This window comes from Ancylobacter sp. VNQ12, assembly GCF_049445835.1.
In the GTDB taxonomy this organism is placed as follows: domain Bacteria; phylum Pseudomonadota; class Alphaproteobacteria; order Rhizobiales; family Xanthobacteraceae; genus Ancylobacter.
The window spans coordinates 1-23,770 of the sequence record NZ_JBMSDU010000032.1; the positions used below are offsets into that span (position 1 = coordinate 1).

Sequence of the window (23,770 nt, forward strand, 5' to 3'; positions counted from 1 at the left end):
TCAACAAGCTCAAACACTTCAGGGCCGTCGCCACCCGCTACGACAAGCGAGACGACAATTTCCTCGCCTCGATCCAACTCGCATCAATCCGCATCTGGCTGCGAAGTTATGAGTCGGTCACCTAGAGAGAAGCCGCGAAACTTGACCGCCACCTGACCCGAAGACCGCTATCAGCCCGGGTCACTTCTCGGTGGAAATCAACAGCCGGGCGCTCGATGGGCCGGGTCAGGTGACGCCCGGAATGCGCGCGACCACCTTGATCTCGAAGTCGAACCCCGCGAGCCAGTTGACGCCGACTGCCGTCCAGTTCGGATAAGGCGCCTCCGGGAAGACTTCCCTTTTGACGGCCATGATCGTGCCGAACTGATTTTCGGGATCGGTATGAAAGGTCGTCACGTCGACGATATCGTCGAGCCCGCATCCGCCCGCTTTCAGGGTCGCCTCGAGATTGGCGAAGGCCATACGGACCTGAGCCTCGAAGTTCGGTTCGGGCGAGCCGTCGCCGCGACTGCCGACCTGACCGGACACGAACAGAAGATTGTCCGCTTTCACCGCGGCCGAATAGCCGTGCGCCTCGTACAGTGCATGACGATCGGCGGGAAAGATCACTTCGCGTTGGGCCATCACATTATTCCTTTCACATCGCGAGCGACATGCCCTGATGGACAATCCAGCGATTGTTCGGGCATTCACATACATTGCGTATGTGATAATGCGTGACGACGTCCGTGTCAAAGTCAGATACGCATCGTATGTGAATGGAGAGTGCAGTGGCGAAGACGCGGCGTGCCGAAACGATGGAAGCAAACCGATCCAGATTGATCGCGTCCGCGCGCAAGGCCTTTGCCAGGCACGGCTTTGCGGCGGCGTCGATGGACGAGCTTACCGCGGAAGCCGGGCTTACCCGCGGAGCGCTCTATCATGGCTTTGGCGACAAGACCGGCCTGCTGAGCGCCGTCGTCACCCAGGTCGACGGCGAGATGGCTGCGCGCGCGCGGCAGGCCGCAGCCGGAAGTTCGACAGCCTGGGAGGGGCTGCTGGCGGAGGGTGCAGCCTATATCGAGATGGCGCTCGATCCGGAAATCCGGAGGATCGTGCTGCTCGACGGACCAGCCTTCCTTGGAGATCCGTCACAATGGCCGAGCCAGAATGCCTGCCTGAACGTGACGAAGCAGACGGTTGCGGAATTGATCGAGGACGGCGTGATGAAGCCGGTCGATATCGAAGCCGCGTCACGCCTCCTGAGCGGCGCAGCGTTCAACGCCGCTCTCTGGGTCGCAGCCAGCGACGAGCCAAACGTCGCCCTCCCCAAGGCGATCCAAGCGTTCCGCGTGATGGCCGAAGGCTTCCTGGCAGATCCGGGCTAAGTGTTGCCGAGCAAAGCCGCAGTTTCGGGCGTGGGCTAGAACCGCACTCTCTACCGACCCTCATAGACTACAGCGTACGCATGGTTCTCGTCTTGGCCGCCTGCGACCCCCAATCTCTATCCAGTTGTGCGATCGTTCTGGCGATTGGCTTGGCGCTATCGGGTGAGGTGTCGGCGTAGGCGTGGAGGTTGTTTGGCAGGCGGCCGGACGGGAGCTACGCGATTAAAGGGAAAGGAGCTCTGTTAATACCGAAGCATGGCGCACTTTGTTGCCAGCCCTAACTGCCGAATTTTACGCTTACACATCAAGCGGCATTCCGTGCCGATCGCCTTCCGCTGCACCGGGTCGCCGGGCCTTCGATCCGGGCGCCGTTCAAACGCGGCAGCCTTTCACCTTCCCGTCACCTGCGTGCACGACCCTTGCCGGCCATCCAGCGCGGCCGCGCGATCTCGGTCCGCGGGTGACCATTCATCCTGCGATCGGTACGGGAGACATGGTTCGTCTGCTCTCCGCATGGAGATATGCAGGAATTATGTATACGGCTTGTAAATTCCAGCATCCGAATGATGACGAAGGCGTTAGGCGGGCGTCCTTTTACATATTCGACTATCTAAATTCTCCTGATCCGCTCCATGCATTTATTGACAGCCCTAGGAAGGCGAATTTAACGTAAGTTCTCATGATGAGTCAGCGGACCTATTTCGTCCTTGAAGGCGACTTCGCCCGAAGCGGGCTTTGTTCGATCTGCGATGACTTGAATATATCTACGTATAACTACATATCTGTCGCCTATAGGCTGCCGGACCGCCGGCAGACGAGGATATCCGAGCACTCCCTGCTGGCACGGGCGCGCAATTGCCGGGCGCGCCGTCTGCAAGCAGGTCCAACGCTTCTACGCGCACCGGTTGCGGGACATCCTCCATGCCTCAGCAACTCATTCGCCATCGCCCGCCACAGCAACCGCGCCCTCAGCGTAACGCCGCGAGCCGCGAGAGACTTAATGCGTGAAAGGAACGGTCATGATCCCCTCGAAAGAAAGTGAGCTCGGGATGCGCGTACTGATCGTGCACGCGCTGGCGAACCAGCCGACTGTGGAAGGCCATGTGGTTCGCACGCTCATTCACGAGTTGGAGGCCCTCGACGTCGACACCGCGGTGGTCACTTCCGGTGAAGGCGCAGGACACCTGTTCGCCAGCGACACCTCGATCCAGGCGGTGGTGCTCGATTGGGACCTCGTCGACGGGGATGAGACGCACGCGGCGGCACTGGCGCTCATGGCCACCATCCGCGCCCACAATGCCACTGTTCCCGTTTTCCTTTGCGCAGACCGTTCGCTCGCCTCGACCATCCCGGCCGAGGCGCTGGGGCAGGTCAACGACTTCATCTGGCTGATGGAAGACACGCCCCGTTTCATCACCGGACGCATCATTGCGGCGATGCAAGCTTATCGCCAGCGCGTGCTGCCGCCGATGTTCAGCGCGTTGGTCAAGTTTTCCCGCGTACACGAATATTCCTGGCACACGCCAGGCCACACGGGGGGGACCGCCTTCCTCAAGCACCCGGCGGGCCGCGCGTTCTTCGAGTTCTTCGGCGAGAACATGTTCCGCTCCGACCTGTCGATCTCGGTGGGCGAACTCGGCTCGCTGCTCGATCATTCCGGCCCGATCGGCGCCGGCGAGAAATATGCCGCCAAGGTCTTCGGCGCCCACCGCTCCTACACCGTCACCAATGGGTCCTCGACTTCCAACCGCGTCATCCTGATGGCCAGCGTGACGCGCGACGAGGTGTGTCTGTGCGACCGCAACTGTCACAAGAGCGCCGAGCACGCCATGACATTGTCAGGCGCGATCCCGACCTATCTCATGCCTTCGCGCAATGGGCTTGGCATCATCGGCCCCATCCCGCCTTCGCGCATGACGCCGGATGCCATCACTCAGTCCATCGCAACCAATGCGTTGGTCGGGGAAGATATCGACCGCACGCCGAAGCACGTCATCGTCACCAACTCGACCTATGACGGGCTCTGCTATAATGTCCGCCGCGCCGAGGAACTGCTGGGCCGGAGCGTCGACCGCCTGCATTTCGACGAAGCCTGGTACGGCTATGCCCGGTTCAACCCGATCTATGAAGGGCGCTTCGCCATGCATGGCGCGGCCTCCGAGCATGGCGCGGACCGGCCGAGCGTGTTCGCCACTCAGTCAACCCACAAGCTGCTGGCGGCGCTGTCGCAGGCTTCCTTCATCCACGTGCGCGACGGCCGCCGGCCCATCGACCATGCGCGGTTCAACGAGGCGTTCATGATGCACGCCTCCACCTCGCCCAACTACGCGATTATCGCTTCCAACGATGTAAGCGCGGCGATGATGGACGGCCCCTCCGGCCCGGCGCTCACCACCGAGGCGATTCGCGAGGCGGTGGCGTTCCGCCAGACCATGGCGCGGTTCAGCGCCGAATATGCCGGCAGGGGCGACTGGTTCTTCACTACCTGGCAGCCCGACACCATCGAGGACAAGGCCAGCGGGCGCATGGTGCCGTTCCACGAGGCCGCCCCCGACCAGCTCGTCACCGATTCCCGCTGCTGGGTGCTGAAGCCGGGCGCTGCATGGCACGGCTTCGCGGAGCTGGAAGACGACTGGTGCATGCTCGACCCGATCAAGGTTTCGGTGCTTACCCCCGGCATGTCGGCAACCGGCGAGCTGGCGCCGACCGGCATTCCGGCCAGCCTGGTGACGGCCTATCTCGATACCAAGGGCGTGGTGGTCGAGAAGACGACGGATTTCACCATCCTGTTTCTGTTCTCGATGGGCGTTACCAAGGGCAAATGGGGCACGCTGCTCAATGTGCTCGCCGAGTTCAAACGGGACTATGACGCCAACTCACCGCTGGAACAGGTGTTGCCCGACCTCGTCGCGCTGGCGCCCGCCCGTTATGGCAGCCTCGGCCTGAAGGATCTGGCGGACGAGATGTTCGCCGCCGTGAAGGATCTGAAGACCACCGCGACAATGTCCGCCGGCTTCTCGCAGCTTCCGGTGCCGGATCTGTCGCCGGTCGGCGCCTATGAGGAACTCGTTCGCGGCAATATCGAATCCCTCACCCTTGACCAGATGGCCGGGCGCACGGTGGCGACGGGCGTCGTGCCCTATCCCCCCGGCATTCCGCTGCTGATGCCGGGTGAGAATTTCGGTTCGGCCGATGGCCCCCTGCTCGGCTATCTCAAGGCGCTGGAAGCCTTCGACGCCAGATTCCCCGGCTTCGGCCACGACACTCACGGTGTCGAGGTTGAGGACGGACGCTACCGCATCCTCTGCATCAAACACTGACGGAAAAAAGGGGGCTGGGACATGGCTGACACGTCAGCAGCAGGGGCGGCAGCGCCCAAGAAGATCGGACTGACGGCGGCCACGCTGATGGTCGCCGGCAACATGATGGGCTCGGGCGTCTTCATGCTGCCCGCCAATCTCGCGGTCACGGGCGGCATCGCCCTCTATGGATGGCTCATCACCTGCGTCGGGGCCGTGGCGCTCGGGCTGGTCTTCGCCAAGCTCGGGGCCATCGCGCCCATGGCCGGGGGCCCCTACGCCTATGCCCGTGCCTCATTCGGCGATTATATGGGCTACCAGACCAACCTGATCTACTGGCTGGCCAATGTGCTGGGGAATACCGCCCTTGCGGTCGCGGGCCTCGGCTACCTCTCCGGGTTCTTCCCGGCACTGACCAATCCGCTGGTCTCCGCCTTCGCACAGATCGCCGTGGTCTGGCTCTTCGTCTACGCCAATATCCTCGGACCGAACCTGGTCGGCCGGCTGCAGTCCTTCACCACTTCCTTCGCCCTGGTGCCGATCATCGGCATGGCGATCTTCGGCTGGTTCTGGTTCTCGCCGGAAGTCTACTCGGCTGGATGGAACGTATCGGGTGGCGGCTCGCTGTCGGCGATCGGGACCACGCTCACCTTCACGCTCTGGGCGTTCATCGGCGTGGAGACGGCTTCGGTTTCCGCGGCGGTGGTGGAGAATCCCAAGCGCAACATCCCGATCGCCACCATGGCGGGGGTGATCCTGGCGGGCGTTTGCTACGTCCTGTCGTCCAGCGTGATCATGGGGATGATCCCGAACAAGGAACTCGTCGTCTCCTCCGCGCCGTTCGCGCAGGCCGCGCGCCTTGCGCTCGGCGACATGGCCGGCAACATCGTGGCCCTGTGCGCCGCCATAGGCTGTCTTGGCTCGCTCGCCGGCTGGACACTGCTCGTCGGCCAGACCGCCAAGGCGGCGGCTGACGACGGGCTGTTTCCCAACGTGTTCGCCCGCGTGAATGCGAAGGGCGTGCCCGCACTCGGCCTCGCCATCGTGGCGACGATCATGACCGTGCAGATCCTCGCCACCATGTCGCCGACCGCGAGCGCGCAGTTCGGCAAGATTGCCTCCGTCGCGGTCATCATGACGCTGCTGCCCTACATCTACTCGGCCATCGCGCTGAAGGTGCTCGGCTACAAGAAGATGCCGCCGCGCGACTACACCATCTACACGCTCATCGCCCTGATTGCCGCTGTCTACTCGCTCTGGGCCATGGTCGGCTCCGATGGCAACCAGACGCGTTGGGCGTTGATCTTCGTCATCTCGACCATCGTGTTCTATGCGGTCGCTCTCAACCACAAGCGCGATGTCGAGGACGGCACCTTCCATACGGGGGGAAGCTCGCCGCGGTGGGTACGCTACGCGACGCTGGTCATCATAATCGTCGCGCTGGGCCTCACCTTTTGGGAGTCCCTCGGCAGGCGGGAGATCCAGCGACTGCTGACACGCGCTCCTGCGCCCGTCAGCCAGCCGGCCTCGCCCGCACCTGGCACGCCATGATCGTGCGATGGTAAACTGATGCAGGCCGTGCCTGGCGGCTCGTGGCCGGCAGGCAGGAGACGGAAACGCGGCCGAGAAGATGCGTGCGTCGCATTCCCGGCTACACTGAAGCGGGCAAGCGGGGCAACGTGGCTGGAGGGGGAGGTTGATGATCGAAAGGATTGTCGCAACGTGCGGCCTCCGGCCGTGCCCTACGCCCTCGACACGGCTACTGGTCGCCGTGGCAGGAGCTGCACTTTTCGGTTCGTCGACCGTCGCCCTCGCCGCAGACGTTCCGAAGCGCAACGATGCGCGCTACGTGAAGCAATGCCCGGCGGCCGGCTCCGATTTTTATGGCGGTTTCTGGTATATTCCCGGCAGCAATACCTGCATGAGCTTCGGCGGCTACCTCTGGGCCGAAGGCTATTACAACAGTTTCACGGACATGCCGGAGGTCAACAGGAAGACCTATGGCATTGCGACATACGGGCTCCAGATAGATACCCGTACCGAAACCGAATACGGCCTGCTGCGCAGCTACATGGACATCCGGCTGCAATATCGCCTGGTCGACGAATGGGGTGCGCCGATCGAGGGAGCCTCGGGAACCCAGATAACCCCGTGGACCATGTACATCCAGTTCGGCGGTTTCATCTTCGGCTACAACCAGTCGGTGTTCGATTTCTACGCCAATGCCAATGTCGAGGGCACCGACCCTGCCACCATTGGCGACCAGACCAACCTGACGATGCTCGCCTATACATGGGACTTCAATGACGGCTGGTCGGCAACGCTCTCCATCGAGGAATCGAGCGAACGAAATGCTGGCGTGAACCCAGCAAACGCCGACGCGAAGGACAACCTCACCGCGAAGTCCGACATTCCGGATATTGTCGGAGCCTTTGGTCAGAGCGGCAATTGGGGCAAGTTCCAGATCTCGGGCGCCCTGCACCGCGAAACGGTGGTGCTGGCCCTTCCTTCGGGCGAGGCAGGGGGCATCGATGGAGGGTCGTTCTGGGGCTATGCGGTGCAGGCCGGCGTGATGTTCAACCTGCCGCAGATCGCCAATGGCGACACGCTCTATCTGCAGGCGGCCTATGTCGACGGTGCCGTTTCCTATCTCGGCCTGATCAATGCTTCCGGCGACTTCAGCCCTCCGGATGCTTTCCAGACGTCCGATGGCGGATTCAGCAAGGTCAGCGGCTGGAACGCGACATTCCAGTATCTGCACAACTTCAGCACGCGCTGGAACGCCGCCATCTTTGGCGGCTATGCCGAATTCGATCTCAACAATCTGGAAGCGCAGGCAACGATCGGCGCCTCGGGCGGCATCAATTACAATCTGGGCGGCAATATCACCTGGCAACCCAGCCCCGCCTTCAGCCTCACGCTGCAGTACGACTACAACATGTACAAGGCAAAGGACTACGTGGACACTGGAAACGGCTTGCCCGTGAGCGCGCAGGAGGCTTCACAGGTTCTCTTGATGGCACAGCGTCTGTTCTAGGCGGTGGCAACGCTCTTTCAGATCGCGTCGGCGCGTGCCGCAGACCCAGCGACCGATGTCGCCCCGACTGTTCGGCGCAGTTGGACCAGCGCTGTGCATGAGCGCCCCGCTGGCGCGGGGCGGATGATGTGACAAAGCGCGATGCGATGCTGGTGCCGAGCGCGTCCCGATAAGCCTCGTCAGGCAGGTCGGCTGCCGATTCTCGGCTTTTCCGTCTTCTTGCGCTTTGCGCCGCGATTGCTCGCCGCGTCCACCAGACGCCGAAACGTCGGGCATTCCATGTGAGAAGGCGCCGGGCAATCGGCGACATGGCGGAGTGTATCGCGTAGCGCCGTCAGCTCCCGGATTTGCCGGTCAATCTCATCCGCCTTCGCGTGAAGCGTGGCGCGCGGCAGGTCCGGCATGCCGTTCCTGCCGAACATCCCGGCAATCTCGCCGAGCGAAAACCCCGCCGACTTGCCCATCGCGATCAGCTTGAGCTGCAGCAGCACCTCGGGTGCGAACTGTCGGCGCAACCCGTGTCGGGAGACCGACGAAATCAGCCCGGCTTCCTCGTAATAGCGCAGTGCCGAAGGCTTGTTTCCGCTCTTCTCCGCGACCTCTCCAATATCCAGAAACTTCATGCTTGACCTCAAGTCGACTTAAAGTGGCAGCCTGCTCTCCAACACATATGGAAGCAAGAGGTCGAGGCGATGGAACGGTCGAATTCAGTCGAACCGAAGAGGGCACCAACGGGCATCACGATCACACTGGCGCTCGCGATGCTGCTGGCCGCGCTCGGCACCAGCATCGCCAATATCTCGCTGCCGACGCTGGCCGAGGCATTCTCGGCGCCCTTCGTGCAGGTGCAGATGGTCGTCGTGGCCTACCTCGCGGCCCTGACGGTCTCCGTGCTGATCGCCGGCCGGCTCGGCGACCGTCGCGGCCTGAAGCCCATGCTTGTGGTCGGGCTCGCCGTGTTCGCCCTCGCTTCGCTGCTGTGCGCCGTCGCCTCGAGCCTGTGGCTGCTGATCGGGGCACGGGCAATTCAGGGCCTGGGCGCGGCATTCCTGATGACGCTCGCCATGGCACTGATGCGCCAGACCGCGAGCGAGCCGCGTATGGGGCGAGCAATGGGGCTGCTCGGCACGGTATCGGCGCTGGGCACGGCGCTTGGCCCCTCGCTCGGTGGGCTGCTGATTCTGCTGACAGGATGGCGCGGCATCTTCTGGGCACAGGTCCCGTTGGCAGCCGTGGCCCTGATACTGGCGATCACGATGCTCCCGGCCGAGCCCGTCAATGAACGGGCACCGGCCGTCAGCCTGCGCTTGGTCATGAACCGGAACCTCGCGCCGAACCTTCTGGTGAATGTCATCGTCGCCGCCGTTATGATGACGACGCTGGTGGTGGGCCCTTTCTATCTCGGCCTCGGGCTTGGGCTGCCGGCGATGCAGGTCGGCTTCGTCATGGCGATCGGGCCAGTGATTTCCATCTTCAGCGGTGTTCCGTCCGGGCGGTTGGTCGATATCTGGGGCAGCAATCGCATGCTCGCCATCGGCCTTGCCCTGCTGGCGACAGGGGCGTTCCTGCTGGCGCTTCTGCCGAACCTGATCGGCATCGCGGGCTATGTGCTCTCCATCATCGTGCTGACGCCGGGCTATCAACTCTTTCAAGCCGCCAACAACACTGCCGCGCTGGCCGACGTGGCCAAGGACCGGCGCGGCACGGTCTCCGGATTGCTGGGCCTGTCACGCAATATCGGCCTGATCGCCGGTGCGTCCGCCATGGGTGCCGCCTTCGCCTTCGGCGTCGGGACGGAGGAACTTGCCCGCGCGACGCCCATGGCCATCGCCTCAGGGATGCGGCTGACCTTCCTGCTGGCAGCCGCCATGATGCTCGCCGCAATCGTCGTCGCGATTGTAAAGGGCAACTCCGCCAAACACGCGAGTTGATCGCCACGACCCGCGCAAGGGGTGTCGAAACCCACCGCTTCGGAACCGGAGCCGGGTCGCGGGCGGCCACAAAGTGCGCACGCCTAGTTCTTAGTCATATCCCGCCTGTGCTGCTTGTGAATTGGCGTCCGGCGGCACGTGTTGGCTGGGGGGGGCTCCTCCGGTCCAGAAACTTGGAACCGTTCGGGGCGAGGAATCTCAACTGATTGATGTTGCTGGAATTATCGCAGCACCGGTCCGGTTGTCTGATCCTTCATCGCTCGCGCCGACGTTTGGCATGCCGCTTGCGGGAGTGTGCTGCCGGCGACCGCCTGATGGAACCGACGTCGACATGTGAAACGGCTGCCGGGAAAAAGCGGGCTGATCGCCCGTCGCTACAAGAGTTGAGGAGCATTCATGAAGCTTCCCGTAAGTGCCGGCGAGAGTTTCGTTGAGTTCGCCGGTGTCCAGAAGACCTATGACGGCGAGATCCTGGTGGTAAAGGATCTCAGTCTGCGTATCCGCCGCGGCGAGTTCCTGACACTGCTCGGCCCCTCTGGCTCGGGAAAAACAACGACGCTGATGATGCTGGCCGGCTTCGAGACGCCGACCTCCGGCGACATCATGCTCGACGGCAACCGCATCGACGCCCTGCCGCCAGAGAAGCGGCACATCGGCATGGTGTTCCAGAACTATGCGCTGTTCCCGCATATGAGCGTGGCACAGAATGTCGGCTACCCGCTCAAGGTGCGCGGCGTGCCGAAGACGGAGATCGCCGAGCGTGTCGCCAAGGCGCTCGACATGGTGCATCTCGGCGCCTTCGCGGCGCGCATGCCGGGTCAGCTCTCCGGCGGCCAGCAGCAGCGCGTCGCTCTCGCCCGGGCGCTGGTGTTCGAGCCGAAGCTGGTGCTGATGGACGAGCCGCTCGGCGCGCTCGACAAGCAGCTGCGCGAGCACATGCAGATGGAAATCCGCCATCTGCATGAGCGGCTCGGTATCACCGTGGTCTACGTCACGCACGACCAGAGCGAGGCGCTGACCATGTCGGACCGCGTCGCCGTGTTCAACGCCGGCATCATCCAGCAGATCGCGTCGCCGTCCGAGCTCTATGAGAGCCCGGCCAACTCGTTCGTCGCCCAGTTCATCGGTGAGAACAACCGATTGCCAGGTCGCATCAAGGCCGCAGACGGGGCGGTGTGCACGGTCGTGTTGGCAAATGGCGACAATGTCGCCGCGACGCTGACCGACGCCGCCCGTGTCGGCGAGAACTGTCTGCTCTCCATCCGCCCCGAACGCGTCAGGATCGCGCCGCCGACGGGCGAGCTCGACAACCACTTCGAGGCGGTGATCGCGGAAATCATCTACCTCGGCGACCATGTCCGCGTGCGATGCACGCTCGACAGCGGCGCGGATGTGGTCGTGAAGATCGGCAATGTCGAGGACCGGCCGGCTCTCGACGTTGGTTCCCGTATACCGCTGGGATGGCGCGCGCAGGATTGCCGCGCCCTCGACGCGGCCTGATGCCTTTCCCCTGCAATGATACCGACCATAAGGGCAAGACCATGCAGATCAAGCCGTTGACGACGACCCTTTCCGCGCTCGCCATTTCGGCCGCGCTGGCGGCGAGCTCCGGTGCCGCCTTGGCGGAGGGCCTCACCATCACCTCCTGGGGCGGCGCCTACCAGACCAGCCAGGACGAGGCCTATTTCAAGCCCTACACCGCCAAGACCGGCACCAAGATCACGCAGGAGGAATATAACGGCGAGGCCGCGCGCATCCGCGCCATGGTCGAATCCGGCAACACCACCTGGGACGCCGTCGACGTCGATGCCGCCACGGCGCAGCAGGGCTGCGACGAGGGCTTCCTGCAGCCGATCGACTATTCCAAGTTCGGCGGCGAGGCGGCCTTCGTGAAAGGCTCGACCTTCGAATGCGGCATCCCGACCATCATCTATTCGACGATCTACGCTTATGACGCCGACAAGCTAAAGGATGGGCCGACGACCCTCGCCGGACTGTTCGACACCAAGAAGTGGCCGGGCAAGCGCTCGCTGCAGAAGACTCCGTTCGGCAATCTCGAATTCGCGCTGATGGCCGACGGCGTGCCGGCCGACAAGGTCTACGAGACGCTGAAGACCAAGGAAGGCGTCGACCGTGCCTTCAAGAAGCTCGACACCATCAAGAAGGACATTGTGTGGTGGGAGGCTGGCGCGCAGCCCCCGCAGCTGCTCGCCTCGGGCGAGGTGGTGTTCGCCACCGCCTGGAACGGGCGCATCTACAACGCCAACAAGCAGGACAAGAAGAACTTCAAGATCGTCTGGGACGGCCAGCTCATGGACTATGATCTGTGGGCGATCCCGAAGGGCGTTAAGGATCTCGCGGCGGTGTACAAGTTCATCGAGTTCGCCTCGAGCCCGGAGGCGCAGGCCGCGCAGACCAAGTACATCTCCTATGGCCCGGCGCTGCTCGCCGCCACGCCGAATATCGCCCCCGATATCCTCAAGGACCTGCCGACCGCGCCGGAGAACTCCAAGACCGCGCTCGCCAACGATCCCGTCTTCTGGGGCGACAACAAGGAAGAGTTGCTGAAGCGCTTCAACACCTGGGTCGCGCAGTGAGCACGGGTCAACCGGGCCTTCGGGCGAGCTGACCACGCGCCTTTTTCCGGTCAGGCCCATCCTGACCGGAAGCAGCACGACGGCCGGGGCCATCGGCAGTCCCGACCGAAACCTGATCGGGCCGCCGTCCTGCGGCGGACAGCCCGGCGCCGCCGAGGGGATATCGACATGGCAATCGCCATAGATGGCAGCGAGGCCGAGTCCGCCAAGGCGGGCGCCGGCTTCGACCGGACTTCGCTGAAGACCAAACTCCGGCGGGCCGAACGGGTGAATCGGGCACGCTCCTTCTCGCTGGTCGCTCCGCTACTGCTGTTCGTGCTGGCGGTGTTCGCGCTGCCGATCGGGCTGATGCTGGTGCGCGCGGTGGAGAATACCGAAGTGCGCGACACCATGCCGGCGACCATGGCAGCGCTCCAGCAATGGGATGGCATCTCGACGCCGGACGAGGCCGTGTTCGCCGCCTTCGCGCAGGATCTCGTGCAGACGCAGAAGGACCGCACGACCGCGCAGGTCGGCAAGCGGATCAATTATGAGGTGCCGGGCGCCCGCTCGCGCTTCCTTAAGGCCGGCCGGCTGATCGACGCCGGCGGCGGTGGTCCATGGAAGGAAAAATTCCTTGCCAGCGACCCGGAATGGGGCAGCGTGGACTTCTGGGCGATCATGAAGCGGGCGGGCAACCCGATCACCCCCTATTACCTGCTCACCTCGCTCGACCTGCGACAGGACGCAGCTGGCGCGGTGATGAGGAACTTCGAGGATCAGTCGATCTTCGTCGATATATTCTTCCGCACCATCTGGATCAGCTTCCTGGTGACGGTGGCGACGCTGGTGCTTGGCTATCCGGTGGCGCATCTGCTCGCCATTCTGCCGCCGCGCCATGCCAACGTGCTGATGATCCTGGTTCTGCTGCCCTTCACCACCTCGATCCTGGTGCGGACCACCGCCTGGATCGTGCTGCTGCAGAGCAATGGCGTGTTGAACGACATCATGCTGGCGCTCCATCTCACCACCGAGCGTGCGCAGCTGATCTTCAACCGCTTCGGCACGGTGCTGGCGATGACCCACATCCAGCTGCCCTTCACCATCCTGCCGATCTATTCGGTGATGAAGTCAATCCCCGCCTCGCATCTGCGCGCCGCACGCTCGCTCGGCGCCGGGCCGCTCACCGCCTTCACCACAGTCTACATGCCGCAGACCTTGCCGGGAGTGGGTGCCGGGTGCCTGCTCACCTTCATCCTGTCGCTCGGCTACTACATCACACCGGCGCTGGTCGGCGGGCCGCAGGACCAGATGGTGAGCTACTTCGTGGCGCTCTACACCAATCGCGAAATGAACTGGGGTCAGGCCTCCGCGCTCGGCGCCATCCTCCTGCTGATCACGCTGGCGCTCTATTGGGTGTTCAACCGCCTTGTCGGCATCGACAAGGTGAAACTGGGCTGACGCATGATGCTTGCACCGTCCTACGCCACGCCGCGCGAAAAATTCGCCTACCTGCTGTTCGCCGTCTATTGCACGCTGGTGTTCCTGTTCCTGGTCGGCCCGATCCTGGTGATCATGCCGCTCTCCTTTTCCAGCGAACCCTGGTTCACCTATCCACTGCCGGGGCTGAGCCTGCGCTGGTACGAGGATTTCTTCTTCAATGACCGCTGGCGAATCGCGCTGCAGAACAGCGCCATCGTCGCGGTGTTTTCCACCCTCATCGCCACGACGCTTGGCACGCTCGCCGCGCTCGGCCTGTCGCGCGGCAATGTGCCCTTCGCCGGGCTCATCCTCTCCATCCTGATCTCACCGATGATCGTGCCGGTGGTGATCGTCGCGGTAGCGATGTTCTTCGGCTTCGCCGCGGTCGGGCTCAACAACACCTATCTCGGGCTGATCCTGGCTCATGCGATCCTCGGCACGCCCTTCGTCGTCATCACCGTGACGGCGACGCTGACCGGCTTCGACCGTTCGCTGACGCGGGCGGCGGCTTCGCTCGGTGCCTCGCCCTGGACGGCGTTCCGCACCGTGACGCTGCCGCTGATCGCGCCCGGCGTCACCTCCGGTGCTCTGTTCGCTTTCGTCACATCCTGGGATGAAGTGGTGGTGGCGTTGTTCCTGTCGAGCCCCGACCAGCGCACGCTGCCGCGGCAGATGTTCTCCGGCATTCGCGAGCAGATATCGCCGACGATCACCGCGGCGGCGACCTTCCTCGTGGTGTTCGCTGCGCTGCTGATGCTGACGCTGGAACGATTGCGCCGCCGCTCGGAGCGCCTGCGGGGCAATCTCGCTTAAGCCAGTCCTACGACCTCGCGCAGCCGGTCCCACTTCAGCCGGCTTTTCACCGCCAGCGGCCAGGCGAAATGGCCGAGGATCGGCTGGATCGAGGTCACCGGCAGATCGAGCGTCTCCGGCCCGCCGCCGGTGGCGCGGCGGGCCAGCATGCGGCCCATGGCGGTCGCCATGGCGACGCCGCGGCCGTTATAGCCGAGGCCGATATGGATGCCGGGCTCGGGCTCGTGCACATGGGGCAGATGATCCCACGTCACCGCGACCTGGCCGTTCCAGCAATGCGTCCATGTCGCCACGTCCAGCGCCGGAAAAAGCTCTTTCGCATGGACGACGAGGCCGGCGAAGTCGTGCGGGTCGGAGGTGTCGCGGAGCGCGCTGCGCCCACCCATCAGGAAACGACCGGCCTCGTCCATGCGGTAATAGGCATAGGTCGACGACATCTCGTAGAGCACCACGCCGTTCGGCATGATGGCGCTTGCGATGTCCGGCGGCAGCGGCGCGGTGGCGGTGATCGAGGAATAGACCGGGATCACCGAGCGGCGCAGGCCCGGCCACAGATCGTCGCTATAGCCGTTGGTCGCCAGCACCACCCGCTCGGCCGTCACGGTGCCGGCCGGCGTCGTCACACGCCAGCCACCGCCCTTGCGCGCCAGGCTCAAGGCCGGCGAGCCGGTGAAGATGCGCGCGCCGGCCTTGAGTGCCGCGCCGGCGAGGCCGCGAGCATAGGCAAGCGGCTGCACCTGCCCGCCGCGCCGATCATGCGCGCCGAGCGGATAGGCTCTCGTGCCGGTCAGCTTCGCGAGCGCCGCTCCTTCGGCGATGACCACGTCCGCCCCGCGCGCCGCCCATTGTCTCTGATAGCTGCGCACGCCCACCGCCGAGCGCGGCGAGACGGCGGCGCGGATCGTGCCGCCGCGGCGCGGTGCGCAGGCGATGCCATGCCGCTCGACCAGATCGAAGACAAGGCCGGGAGCCTCGCTGCCGAGCCGCACCATACGCGCGCCGAGGTCAGGTCCGAAGCCGGCTTCCAGTTCCTCCGGCTCCCATTTGAGGCCGGGGTTGACCTGCCCGCCATTGCGTCCCGAGGCGCCCCAGCCGATCTCGTTGGCCTCGATCATCACCGCATCGACGCCGGCCTCGGCGAGATGCAGTACCGTCGACAGGCCGGTGAAGCCGCCGCCGATGATGGCGATCTTCGCCGTCACGTCGCCGGCAAGTTCAGTGGTGGTCGGCGCCGGCGGGGCGGTGTCGGCATAGAGCGAGGGCGGCAGCGGCCGGCGGGGAATGGTGCGAGGCAAATCGGAAACTCCGTGACGGAAGGCCAGTTCACAGACCGGCGACAGGGCGCGGGCGCGAGCCGTCGAAGAAGCGCGACAGGCGGAATGGCGTTGGATCGGCGATGGGCGCGGCGCCGCTGACGAGGTCGGCGACGAGGTGCCCGGCGCCGGGGCCGATGCCAAAGCCATGGCCGGAGAAGCCGGTGGCGACGATGAGGCCGGAGACGCCATCCACCGGCGAGATCGCGGGCACCGCATCCGGCGTCGCATCGATGAAGCCGGCCCAGCTCTGCACGATGCGCGCATCCGCGAACACCGGGAAACGCCGCTTCAGGGCGGCGAGGGCCTGTTCGAGATAACCGATATCCGGTGCCGGATCGAGCACGCGCATCGCCTCATAGACCGAGGGCTCATCAAACGGGCGCCGCCCCGCCTCGCTCCATTCGGTGAAGAAGCGCGACCCGAAGCGCAGGCGCAGCGACGCGAACTCCATCTGCAGCGCGGGCAGGAAGTCCATAAAGAAGCGGAAGCTGTCGGGGACGATGGGGACGACATTCACATGGCCGTTGGCGATGGTGTAGCCGCCGTCCTCACGCTTGCGGAAGGCGAATTCGTGATCCCACAGCGCGGCTTCCGGTCCGCCTGCGACCGGCGAGGTGCGCAGCACGCTGGCACGCACTTTCAGCTGCGGCAGGTCGATGCCCACATCACTGAGGATGCGCCGCGTCCAGGCGCCGCCGGCCACCACGACGTTCGAGGTGGTGATGCGCCCGCGTTCGGTCACAGCGGCGATGACCTTGCCGCCGCCGGTCTCGATGCCGCGCACCGCGCAGTCGGTGAGGATGACGGCGCCGCGCCGCCGTGCGGCCTCGGCAATGGCGGGTGCCGCCTTTTGCGGCTCGGCTCGGCCCTCCGACGCGCACCACAGCGCCGCCCCGGCGGGTGCGGTGTCGCCCGGCAGGATGCGCGCCGCCTCTTTCGCGGTAAGCATCTCGGCGTGGATCCCGGCGGCGGCGGCTTCCTTCACCCAGTCGGCGAAAGAGGCCTCTTTCTTCGCGTCGGCGGCGGAGAACATGATGCCGGTGGTGGTGAAGCCGGTCGACGCGCCGATATGTGCGTCCATGCCGCGCCACAGACGCAGTGCCTCGCGGATCAGGTCGAGCTCGCGTGGATCACGCTTGGCCTGCCGGCACCAGCCCCAGTTGCGGCTGGATTGCTCACCGGCGATGTGACCCTTCTCGCACAGCACGACCTTGAGGCCGCGCTCGGCGAGGTAGAGGGCGCTGGTTGTGCCGATGATGCCGCCCCCGACGATGACCACGTCAGCGGTTGCGGGGAATGCGGAGTCGGAAGCGACAGGTACGACTTGGGGGCCCATGAAACGCTGCTACCAAAGAGGATAAGGGCGTCCTCCGCTTGTGCGCGGTGGACAGACGAGACCAGCAAGGGCGATGCCAGACGGCAGCGCGAGATCGTCCTTGCCGGAGAGGATGTTGGTCCGCACGCGCACCGGTGAGAAGGTGGCCGGTCGCTGGCGAGGTGCCAGAGGAACTTGAAAGGAGGGCTGATCCGGCCGGCAAAGCAAACTTTTTCTCTTGGCGATAGTCGCCCGCGAGCGCGCAGGCCCGGCTTGTGCATGCGAGCGGCCATGGCCAATGCGATCTGCGAGAGAGGGTGCCCATGCCTGCGAAGCCGTTTCATCTTTCCTGGTTCCTCCAGGGCTCCAGCATCCAGGCCTGGGGCGAGCCGTGGACCGGCAACATCGCGCAGGAATGGATGACGGCCGACATGTTCCTCGACCTCGTGCGGGCGATGGAGCGGGCTTGCTTCGATTACATCCTGATCGAGGATTCGATCTATATCGGCCAGAACTGGCAGAACTCGCGGGATATCTTCCTCAAAGGCGGCATCTGCGTGCCGCGGCAAGAGCCCTCGGTCGTGGCGACGCTGATGGCGGCGGCGACCAAGCGGCTCGGCATCGTGCCGACGCTATCCACCTTTGCCTACCATCCTTACCTGACGGCCCGTATCGTCTCTTCGCTCGACCAGATCTCCGGCGGGCGCGCCGGCTGGAACATGGTGACCGGCTCGTCGGACTATTCCGCCCAAAATTTCGGCATGGACAAGCTGCCTGAGCACGATCAGCGCTATGTGATGGCCGAGGAGTATATTGAGATCGTCAAGCGGCTATGGGGGTCCTGGGAGCCGGGCGCCATCGTTGACGACCACGAGAACGGCGTGCTGATCGATCCCTCCAAGGTCCACACCATCGACTATAAGGGCCAGTATTACGCCTCCCGCGGCCCACTGAACTCCGGGCCCTGCCCGCAGGGCCGGCCCGTGATCGCACAGGCTGGCGGCTCGAAGAGCGGGCGCAAGATCGCCGCCACCCACGCCGACACCATCGTCGCCGCGCCGAACGGAATCGCGGCGATGAAGCAGTATCGCGACGACATCCGCGCGCAGATGGTGGAACTGGGCCGCGATCCTGACAGCTGCAAGGTGCTGTTCCTCCTCTCGCCCATCGTCGGCGAGACCGCGGAGCACGCGAAATGGCTCGCCGATGAGCGCCGCGCCTCAGCGGAGAAGAACCTCGACGCCCGCATGGCGCGCTTCGGCTGGGTCACCAATCTCGATCTGTCGGGCCTCGATCTCGACACGCCGGTGAGCGAGTTGACGCTGACCACCAACGGCCACCAGTCGAGCCTTTCGCAATTCCTCACCCGCGCCGGCGACAAGCCGCTGCGCCAGGCGATGATCGAGCACGTCACCGCTGGCTACTGCGTCGACATGGTCGGTACGCCGGAGAGCGTCGCCGCGCAGATGGACGAGGCGATGCAGGAGATCGGCGGCGACGGCTTCCTGCTCACGCTGCCGGACGCCTCGCGCCGCTCGATCGCCACCATCATGGACGGGTTGGTGCCGGTCCTGCAGCGTCGCGGCCTCACCCGCCGCGCCTACGCGCACGAGCAGTTGCGCGACAACCTGCTGGAGTTCTGACGCTCATGCCACGGGCGCCGGCCACGCTGTTTGCTGTTCACTGTCCCGGTTTGCTGATGGGGTCTCAAACCGCGTCGCGCTTTCGATGAGCCGCGAGGAAACGTTGACGTTCACGAGAGGCCTATCGGCCTGCATTGAGTTGGGTGCGACGGCGCAGAATCGTAACCAGCTGGGACGCGGCACCGCAGATGACGAGGTAGATCACCGCGACCGCCAGATACATTTCCACCAGCCGCCCATTGAGCTGCGCCACCTTGGACGCGGCGCCGACGAGATCGGTCAGCGAGAGCACGTAGACCAGCGAGGTGTCCTGAAACAGGATGATGGTCTGGCTGAGGATGATGGGGCTGGCCACCCGCACCACCTGCGGCAGGATGATGAGGCGGTAAGTCTTGAGGGTCGAGAGCGAGAGCGCCCGCGCAGCTTCGTACTGTCCCTTGCTCACCGAGCGCAGGCCAACGCGGATGATCTCTGAGTAATAGGCCGCCTCGAACAGCGAGAAGGTGATGAACGCCGTCCATACCCCGCCGATCGGCATCGGGCGCCCGCCATTGAACAATGCGCCGAGCATCAGGGGGACGAGGAAGAAGAACCAGAACAGCACCAGGATCAGCGGGATCGAGCGGATCAGTGCCACATAGCCGCGCGCGAAGGTGGCTCCGAACGGCACTTCCAGATGCTGCAGCAGCGCGAGACCCGTACCCAGCGCCATGCCGGCGGCAAACCCCACCGCCGTCAGCAGGAGGGAGAAGCGAAGCCCTTGCCAGAGATAGGGCAGGTTTTCATAGACGATGCTGAAATCGAGCTCGCTCATGAAACCGCTTCCCCCGGTGTGCGGCGTGCCAGCCCCCGCCAGCCCTTCCTGCGGGTGGGCGGGGCGGCGCCGGGGATCTTCACCTTCTCGTCGATCCAGTTCATCAGTCGATAGGCGACGAGTGCCAGGAGGAGATAGATGATCGTGGCCGTGCCGAAGGCGGCGAAGGTCTGGAAGGTCTCCTCGCTGATCTGGCGGGCGCGTGCGGTGAGTTCGAGCAGTCCGATGGCGAGAGCGACCGAGGTGTTCTTGTAGATGCCCATGACCTCGCTGGTCAGGCTCGGCACGATCAGGCGCAGTGCCTGGGGGACAAGCACCAGCCAATAGGCGCGGCGCTGGTTCAGGCCGAGCGCCGCGGCGGCTTCGCGCTGACCTGGTGGTAGCGCCTCGAGCCCCGCCCGGACCTGCTCGGCGACGCGCGAGGCGGTGTAGAGCGACAGGCAGATGAGCGCGGGAAAGAAGGCGCCCCAGGGTGGGGGCAACTGCTTGACCCAGTTGCCCGCCGCCGTCGGCAGCAGTTCCGGCATCACGAAATACCAGAGGAACATCTGCACAAGGACGGGGATGTTGCGGAAGACTTCCACATAGCAGCGGGCGAGGAAGGCCATCGTCCGGTTCTCGACCGTGCGGCCGATACCGACCAGAACGCCGACGGCAAATGCCAGCCACCAGCCGAAGAACGCCAAGCTGAGCGTCCAGCCGAGGCCGGACAGCAGCCAGACGAGATACATGCGCCCGTCCGAGCCCTGCTCGAAAAGAACGGCGAACATGGTGCCCCTCCTTCATCCCGCTCTGGGCGCCGCCGCCGAGACCGCCCCGCCGGGACGATCAGTAATCGACGACGTCGCTCGGCGCGGCGACGCGCTGCTTGAGGGCCTCGTTCATGGGAAAGTCCAGATTCATGTCCTTGGGCGGAATCGGCGAGACGAACCACTTGTCGTAGGTCTTGGTGAATTCGCCCGAGGCCATAAGCCCGGCCAGTACATCGTCGACGGTCTTCTTGAACGCGGGGTCGTCCTTGGAGAACATCAGCCCGTAATAGGTCTTGGGATACTGATCCGACAGGAAGGCCAGCGTCTCGGGATCACGCGACTGGGCCTTGAGGCCCGCAAGCAGAATGTCGTCCTCCATGAAGGCGGCGGCGCGGCCGGATGCCAGCATCAGGAAGGATTCCGCGTGATCCTTCGCCTGCACGATGTTGAGGCCAAGCCCTTCCTTCAGCGAGATGCCTTGGGCAATACCCACGGCATTCGACCCCTGGGTGACGACGACGGTCTTGCCCTTCATGTCGGCAGTGGACTTCAAGCCACTGGCCGCCATGGTCAGCCAGGCCGGCTGGCTGGCGAAGGTCGACACGCTGAACGTCACCTGCTCCAACCTCTTCTTGCTGCTGGAGGTGCCGCCGCATTCGATGTCGATGGTGCCGTTCTGGATGAGCGGAATGCGGTTCGACGAGTTCACCGGCACAAGATTGACGGTGATCTTCTCGCCGAGATCGGCCTCAAGCCGCTTCACGAGGCTTTCACACAGGTCGAGCGAGAAGCCGATCGGCTTCTGGTCGGCGCCGAGATAGGAAAAGGGTATCGACGCCTCGCGATAGCCGAGCGAAATCGACTTGCTGGCCTTGATGCGATCGAGCGTCGGGCCGGCCTGCGCGGCGGACAGCGACAGCACTGTCACGGCGGCAGCCGCCAGTAGCGCGGTCAGTTTCATCATCATGGTTCCCTCTGGTTGTTTATAGGGCAGTGATGGGCGTGCGGCGGTCAGGCGGCCCTTGGCGAGCGGCCCGAGGTGATGTCCCGCTCGCGCACGACGTCGAGGAAGCGGTCGACATCCGACGCGGTGTTGAACATGCCGAGAGAGATGCGCAGGCCATCGCGCTCCGGCGACAGGCGCACGCCCCTGCTGGCGAAATACTCCAGCCATTCATCTGCCGGCAGCGCGGCGACATAGATGTGCGGGGCACGGTGGGCGCGCTCGCGCGGGCCGACCAGCGCGACGCTGCACGCATCCAGACCCGCGATCAGCCGGTCGCCGAGATCGAAGCAATGCGCGGCGATCTTCTCGACACCGATCGATGCGATCAGATCGAGCGCGGCCCCCAGCGCATGCGTCGCCGGCAGGTTGAAGTTGCCGATCTCGAAGCGCCCCGCGGTGGCGACGAGTTCGAGATCGTCCGGCCGGGCGATGAAATCTGCCGGCGGGCGGGCGAGGCTGATAGCGGCGAGATACGCCGGTTCAAGCTCGGTGCGGGAGCTGTCCCAGTAAAGCAGGCCCAGGCCCTGCGGCACCAGCAGGCCCTTATGCGTGCCCGCGCCGATGAAGGTGGCGCCGACCCTCTTCACATCGATCGGCACGACCCCGACACCCTGCATGATATCGAGCACGTAATAGAGGCCCCTTTCCCTGCAGAGTTGGCCGACACTTTCGATGTCGAAGCAATGCCCAGCATGGAAGGTTACCTGCGACATCGAAATGGCGCGGGTATTGACGTCGATATGCGGACGAAAACTGTCTGCGTTCACGACTTCCGACATCGGCACGAAGCGAACCTCGACGCCTTTTCTCGCCAGATTCAGAAACGCGTAGGCGTTGTTCGGGTGGTCGCCATGCAGCATGAGAACATTGTCCCCCGCCTTCAGCGGCAGGGCATTGGCAGCAATGTTCATGCTCTCGGAGGTGTTCTTGGTGAACGCGATTTCCTGCGGCGTCGCCTTCAGCAGGGTGGCAACCTTGGCGCGCACGCCTTCCATGCGATCGACCCAGATCGCCTTCGGGCCGGCCGTCTCATAGGCCTCCTGGATGAAGGTTTCGAGCGCCTGGCGCACCGGCGTCGACATCGGCGTCTGAAAGCTGGAGTCGAGGTAGGTCATCTTCTCCGCGGCCGGAAACAGCTTCCTGACGGCCTCGACGTCGTAATGCTTGGTCATCTTCTTCTCCAGTCGGCGGGCGCCTTGGCCGCGAAGGCCCGGCTGCCGTAGCGCCGACATGCACCCGCCTCTTCTCCTGCCCGTACCGGTCGCCTGAGCTGCACAAATTCAGGCCACGCCCGAGAGCCGATCAAAGGATAGGTGTGCTCAATGGTCAGTCCATTGAAATATCATTTAATGTCAATTTTTATTCCGTTTTTCGATAAAATTGTATTTTGAGGTCATGGCCTTTCGTGGCCTGAGAGCACCAAGGCCGTAACCAGGCATCGAAAATTCCGGGATTTCGGGCTGTGCGTTCCCCCCGCGACGGCGGGAACTAGTCTTCGGCGAAATCGGCATCCGCCTGCAGGATGGTGTCAGATAGGAGGCGGGCCGCGCGCAGCAGAGGATCGCGAAATCTCTCCAGTTCGTCGAAGTTGACGCGGGCCACCGGCACCGAAACGCCAAGGCAGGCGATGAGCGTCCCGTCGGGCGCCTTGATCGGCACGGCACAACCGACGACGCCCTTGACGAACTCCTCATTGGTGTGAGCCCAGCCCGCCATCCGCGTCTGTTCGAGAATGGCGAGCAGGTGGTCCGGCTCGATCACGGTGCGCTCGGTGTGCCGTATCATGAGGAGCGAGCGAACCAGCTTTTCCCGCGCGCGCGCCGGCAGCATGCTCATGTAGATCTTACCGGTCGACGTGCAGTAAAGCGGGGCGCTATTGCCAGGGTCGAATTGCAGTCCTTGTGGAGCGGGCGCGCGAACACTGTCGACATAAATGACGAGATTATCGCGTACGATACCGATCTCGCACTGCTCACCAATTTCGGCGGCAACATTCTGTAGAACCGCATGCCGCCGTGCCGAACGGAAGGCCGAGCCGATGGTCTTGCCCGCAAGAACGACCAGCTTGTTGCCGACCATGTAGCGTTTGGTGCCTGCCGCCCGCTGCAGCATGCCGCGCGCTTCCAGATTTCCAATCAGCCGGTGCGCCGTCGGGAGCGGCAGGTCGAGATTCTTCGCGATCTCGGCGGCGGACACCGCCTTCAGCTGCCCCGCTACGAAGTCCAGCACCGCAAAGGCGCGGTCGAGCGGACCTTCAGTGCTGCCCGGAGACATCAGCGCAAATGACCTTGATTGGGGTTTCACGACCGGCGATGTCCGGTGAGCTAGCTTGTCGATCTGGTGACGAAAGGGCGCAACGTGTCGATAAGGAAGACCGTCTATGCGAGCCGCGGCCCGGAAGGAAGTCCATTGGGCGGGA

Annotated in this window: 19 protein-coding genes and 1 pseudogene; 11 read left to right on the top strand and 9 right to left on the bottom strand. The window is 64.3% G+C overall.

Annotated features, from left to right (window positions below; all coding sequences use genetic code 11):
* Positions 1-125 (top strand): annotated as a pseudogene (locus tag ACO2RV_RS23610) (IS5/IS1182 family transposase); the annotation flags it as partial.
* A gap of 100 nt (positions 126-225) precedes the next feature.
* Here ACO2RV_RS23610 and ACO2RV_RS23615 read toward each other — a convergent pair.
* Positions 226-624 (bottom strand): RidA family protein, encoded by a 399-nt coding sequence (locus ACO2RV_RS23615; RefSeq protein ID WP_423296658.1) that lies wholly within the window; start codon positions 622-624, stop codon positions 226-228.
* A gap of 173 nt (positions 625-797) precedes the next feature.
* Here ACO2RV_RS23615 and ACO2RV_RS23620 point away from each other — a divergent pair, with 173 nt between their 5' ends.
* The 4 genes from ACO2RV_RS23620 to ACO2RV_RS23635 all read left to right on the top strand — a co-directional run bounded on the left by ACO2RV_RS23620 (position 798) and on the right by ACO2RV_RS23635 (position 7,703).
* Entirely contained in the window at positions 798-1,367 is a 570-nt protein-coding gene (locus tag ACO2RV_RS23620) for a TetR/AcrR family transcriptional regulator (RefSeq protein ID WP_423296684.1), read from the top strand.
* 1,049 nt (positions 1,368-2,416) lie between these two features.
* On the top strand, positions 2,417-4,687 hold the full coding sequence (locus ACO2RV_RS23625; RefSeq protein WP_423296659.1) for an Orn/Lys/Arg decarboxylase N-terminal domain-containing protein: 2,271 nt from the start codon (positions 2,417-2,419) through the stop codon (positions 4,685-4,687).
* A gap of 21 nt (positions 4,688-4,708) precedes the next feature.
* Entirely contained in the window at positions 4,709-6,217 is a 1,509-nt protein-coding gene (gene adiC, locus ACO2RV_RS23630) for an arginine/agmatine antiporter (protein WP_423296660.1), read from the top strand.
* Between the two features lie 148 nt (positions 6,218-6,365).
* Positions 6,366-7,703, top strand: a complete 1,338-nt coding sequence (locus ACO2RV_RS23635; protein ID WP_423296661.1) for a porin — start codon at positions 6,366-6,368, stop codon at positions 7,701-7,703.
* 179 nt (positions 7,704-7,882) lie between these two features.
* Here ACO2RV_RS23635 and ACO2RV_RS23640 read toward each other — a convergent pair whose 3' ends face one another.
* Entirely contained in the window at positions 7,883-8,326 is a 444-nt protein-coding gene (locus ACO2RV_RS23640) for a helix-turn-helix domain-containing protein (RefSeq protein ID WP_423296662.1), read from the bottom strand.
* A 69-nt stretch (positions 8,327-8,395) separates the two neighbouring features.
* Here ACO2RV_RS23640 and ACO2RV_RS23645 point away from each other — a divergent pair, with 69 nt between their 5' ends.
* The 5 genes from ACO2RV_RS23645 (at position 8,396) to ACO2RV_RS23665 (ending at position 14,505) form a co-directional block, all read left to right on the top strand.
* The gene (locus tag ACO2RV_RS23645) at positions 8,396-9,634 is read left to right on the top strand and encodes an MFS transporter (RefSeq protein ID WP_423296663.1); all 1,239 of its coding nucleotides are present in this window, start codon (positions 8,396-8,398) and stop codon (positions 9,632-9,634) included.
* A 396-nt stretch (positions 9,635-10,030) separates the two neighbouring features.
* Positions 10,031-11,134 (top strand): ABC transporter ATP-binding protein, encoded by a 1,104-nt coding sequence (locus tag ACO2RV_RS23650; RefSeq protein WP_423296664.1) that lies wholly within the window; start codon positions 10,031-10,033, stop codon positions 11,132-11,134.
* A gap of 41 nt (positions 11,135-11,175) precedes the next feature.
* Entirely contained in the window at positions 11,176-12,231 is a 1,056-nt protein-coding gene (locus ACO2RV_RS23655; protein WP_423296685.1) for an ABC transporter substrate-binding protein, read from the top strand.
* Positions 12,232-12,399: 168 nt separating this feature from the next.
* Positions 12,400-13,671: an ABC transporter permease gene (locus ACO2RV_RS23660; protein WP_423296665.1), complete on the top strand. Its 1,272-nt coding sequence runs from the start codon at positions 12,400-12,402 to the stop codon at positions 13,669-13,671.
* 6 nt (positions 13,672-13,677) lie between these two features.
* Positions 13,678-14,505 carry an ABC transporter permease gene (locus ACO2RV_RS23665; protein WP_423296686.1) on the top strand — a complete coding sequence of 276 codons (828 nt, stop codon included), beginning with the start codon at positions 13,678-13,680 and terminating at the stop codon, positions 14,503-14,505.
* Here ACO2RV_RS23665 and ACO2RV_RS23670 read toward each other — a convergent pair.
* Together ACO2RV_RS23670 and ACO2RV_RS23675 are read right to left on the bottom strand one after the other, a co-directional pair.
* Positions 14,502-15,800 carry an NAD(P)/FAD-dependent oxidoreductase gene (locus tag ACO2RV_RS23670; RefSeq protein ID WP_423296666.1) on the bottom strand — a complete coding sequence of 433 codons (1,299 nt, stop codon included), beginning with the start codon at positions 15,798-15,800 and terminating at the stop codon, positions 14,502-14,504. The genes ACO2RV_RS23665 and ACO2RV_RS23670 overlap by 4 nt on opposite strands.
* A 28-nt stretch (positions 15,801-15,828) precedes the next feature.
* Positions 15,829-17,157, bottom strand: coding sequence for an NAD(P)/FAD-dependent oxidoreductase (locus tag ACO2RV_RS23675; RefSeq protein ID WP_423296667.1), 1,329 nt, complete (start codon positions 17,155-17,157; stop codon positions 15,829-15,831).
* A gap of 302 nt (positions 17,158-17,459) precedes the next feature.
* On the opposite strand from ACO2RV_RS23675, the gene ACO2RV_RS23680 reads away from it, so the two are divergent.
* On the top strand, positions 17,460-18,779 hold the full coding sequence (locus tag ACO2RV_RS23680) for an NtaA/DmoA family FMN-dependent monooxygenase (RefSeq protein WP_423296668.1): 1,320 nt from the start codon (positions 17,460-17,462) through the stop codon (positions 18,777-18,779).
* A gap of 121 nt (positions 18,780-18,900) precedes the next feature.
* Here the strand turns inward: ACO2RV_RS23680 and ACO2RV_RS23685 are convergent, their stop codons facing one another.
* From ACO2RV_RS23685 to ACO2RV_RS23705, 5 genes are all read right to left on the bottom strand, one after another.
* On the bottom strand, positions 18,901-19,593 hold the full coding sequence (locus ACO2RV_RS23685; RefSeq protein ID WP_423296669.1) for an amino acid ABC transporter permease: 693 nt from the start codon (positions 19,591-19,593) through the stop codon (positions 18,901-18,903).
* Complete coding sequence (locus ACO2RV_RS23690; protein WP_423296670.1) at positions 19,590-20,363, bottom strand: amino acid ABC transporter permease; 774 nt, start codon at positions 20,361-20,363, stop codon at positions 19,590-19,592. The genes ACO2RV_RS23685 and ACO2RV_RS23690 overlap by 4 nt, the downstream gene beginning before the upstream one ends.
* A gap of 58 nt (positions 20,364-20,421) precedes the next feature.
* Positions 20,422-21,309, bottom strand: coding sequence for an amino acid ABC transporter substrate-binding protein (locus tag ACO2RV_RS23695; RefSeq protein WP_423296687.1), 888 nt, complete (start codon positions 21,307-21,309; stop codon positions 20,422-20,424).
* 47 nt (positions 21,310-21,356) lie between these two features.
* Positions 21,357-22,523: an aminotransferase class V-fold PLP-dependent enzyme gene (locus ACO2RV_RS23700; protein WP_423296671.1), complete on the bottom strand. Its 1,167-nt coding sequence runs from the start codon at positions 22,521-22,523 to the stop codon at positions 21,357-21,359.
* Positions 22,524-22,839: 316 nt separating this feature from the next.
* Complete coding sequence (locus tag ACO2RV_RS23705) at positions 22,840-23,625, bottom strand: IclR family transcriptional regulator (RefSeq protein WP_423296672.1); 786 nt, start codon at positions 23,623-23,625, stop codon at positions 22,840-22,842.
* Positions 23,626-23,770 lie beyond the last annotated feature (145 nt).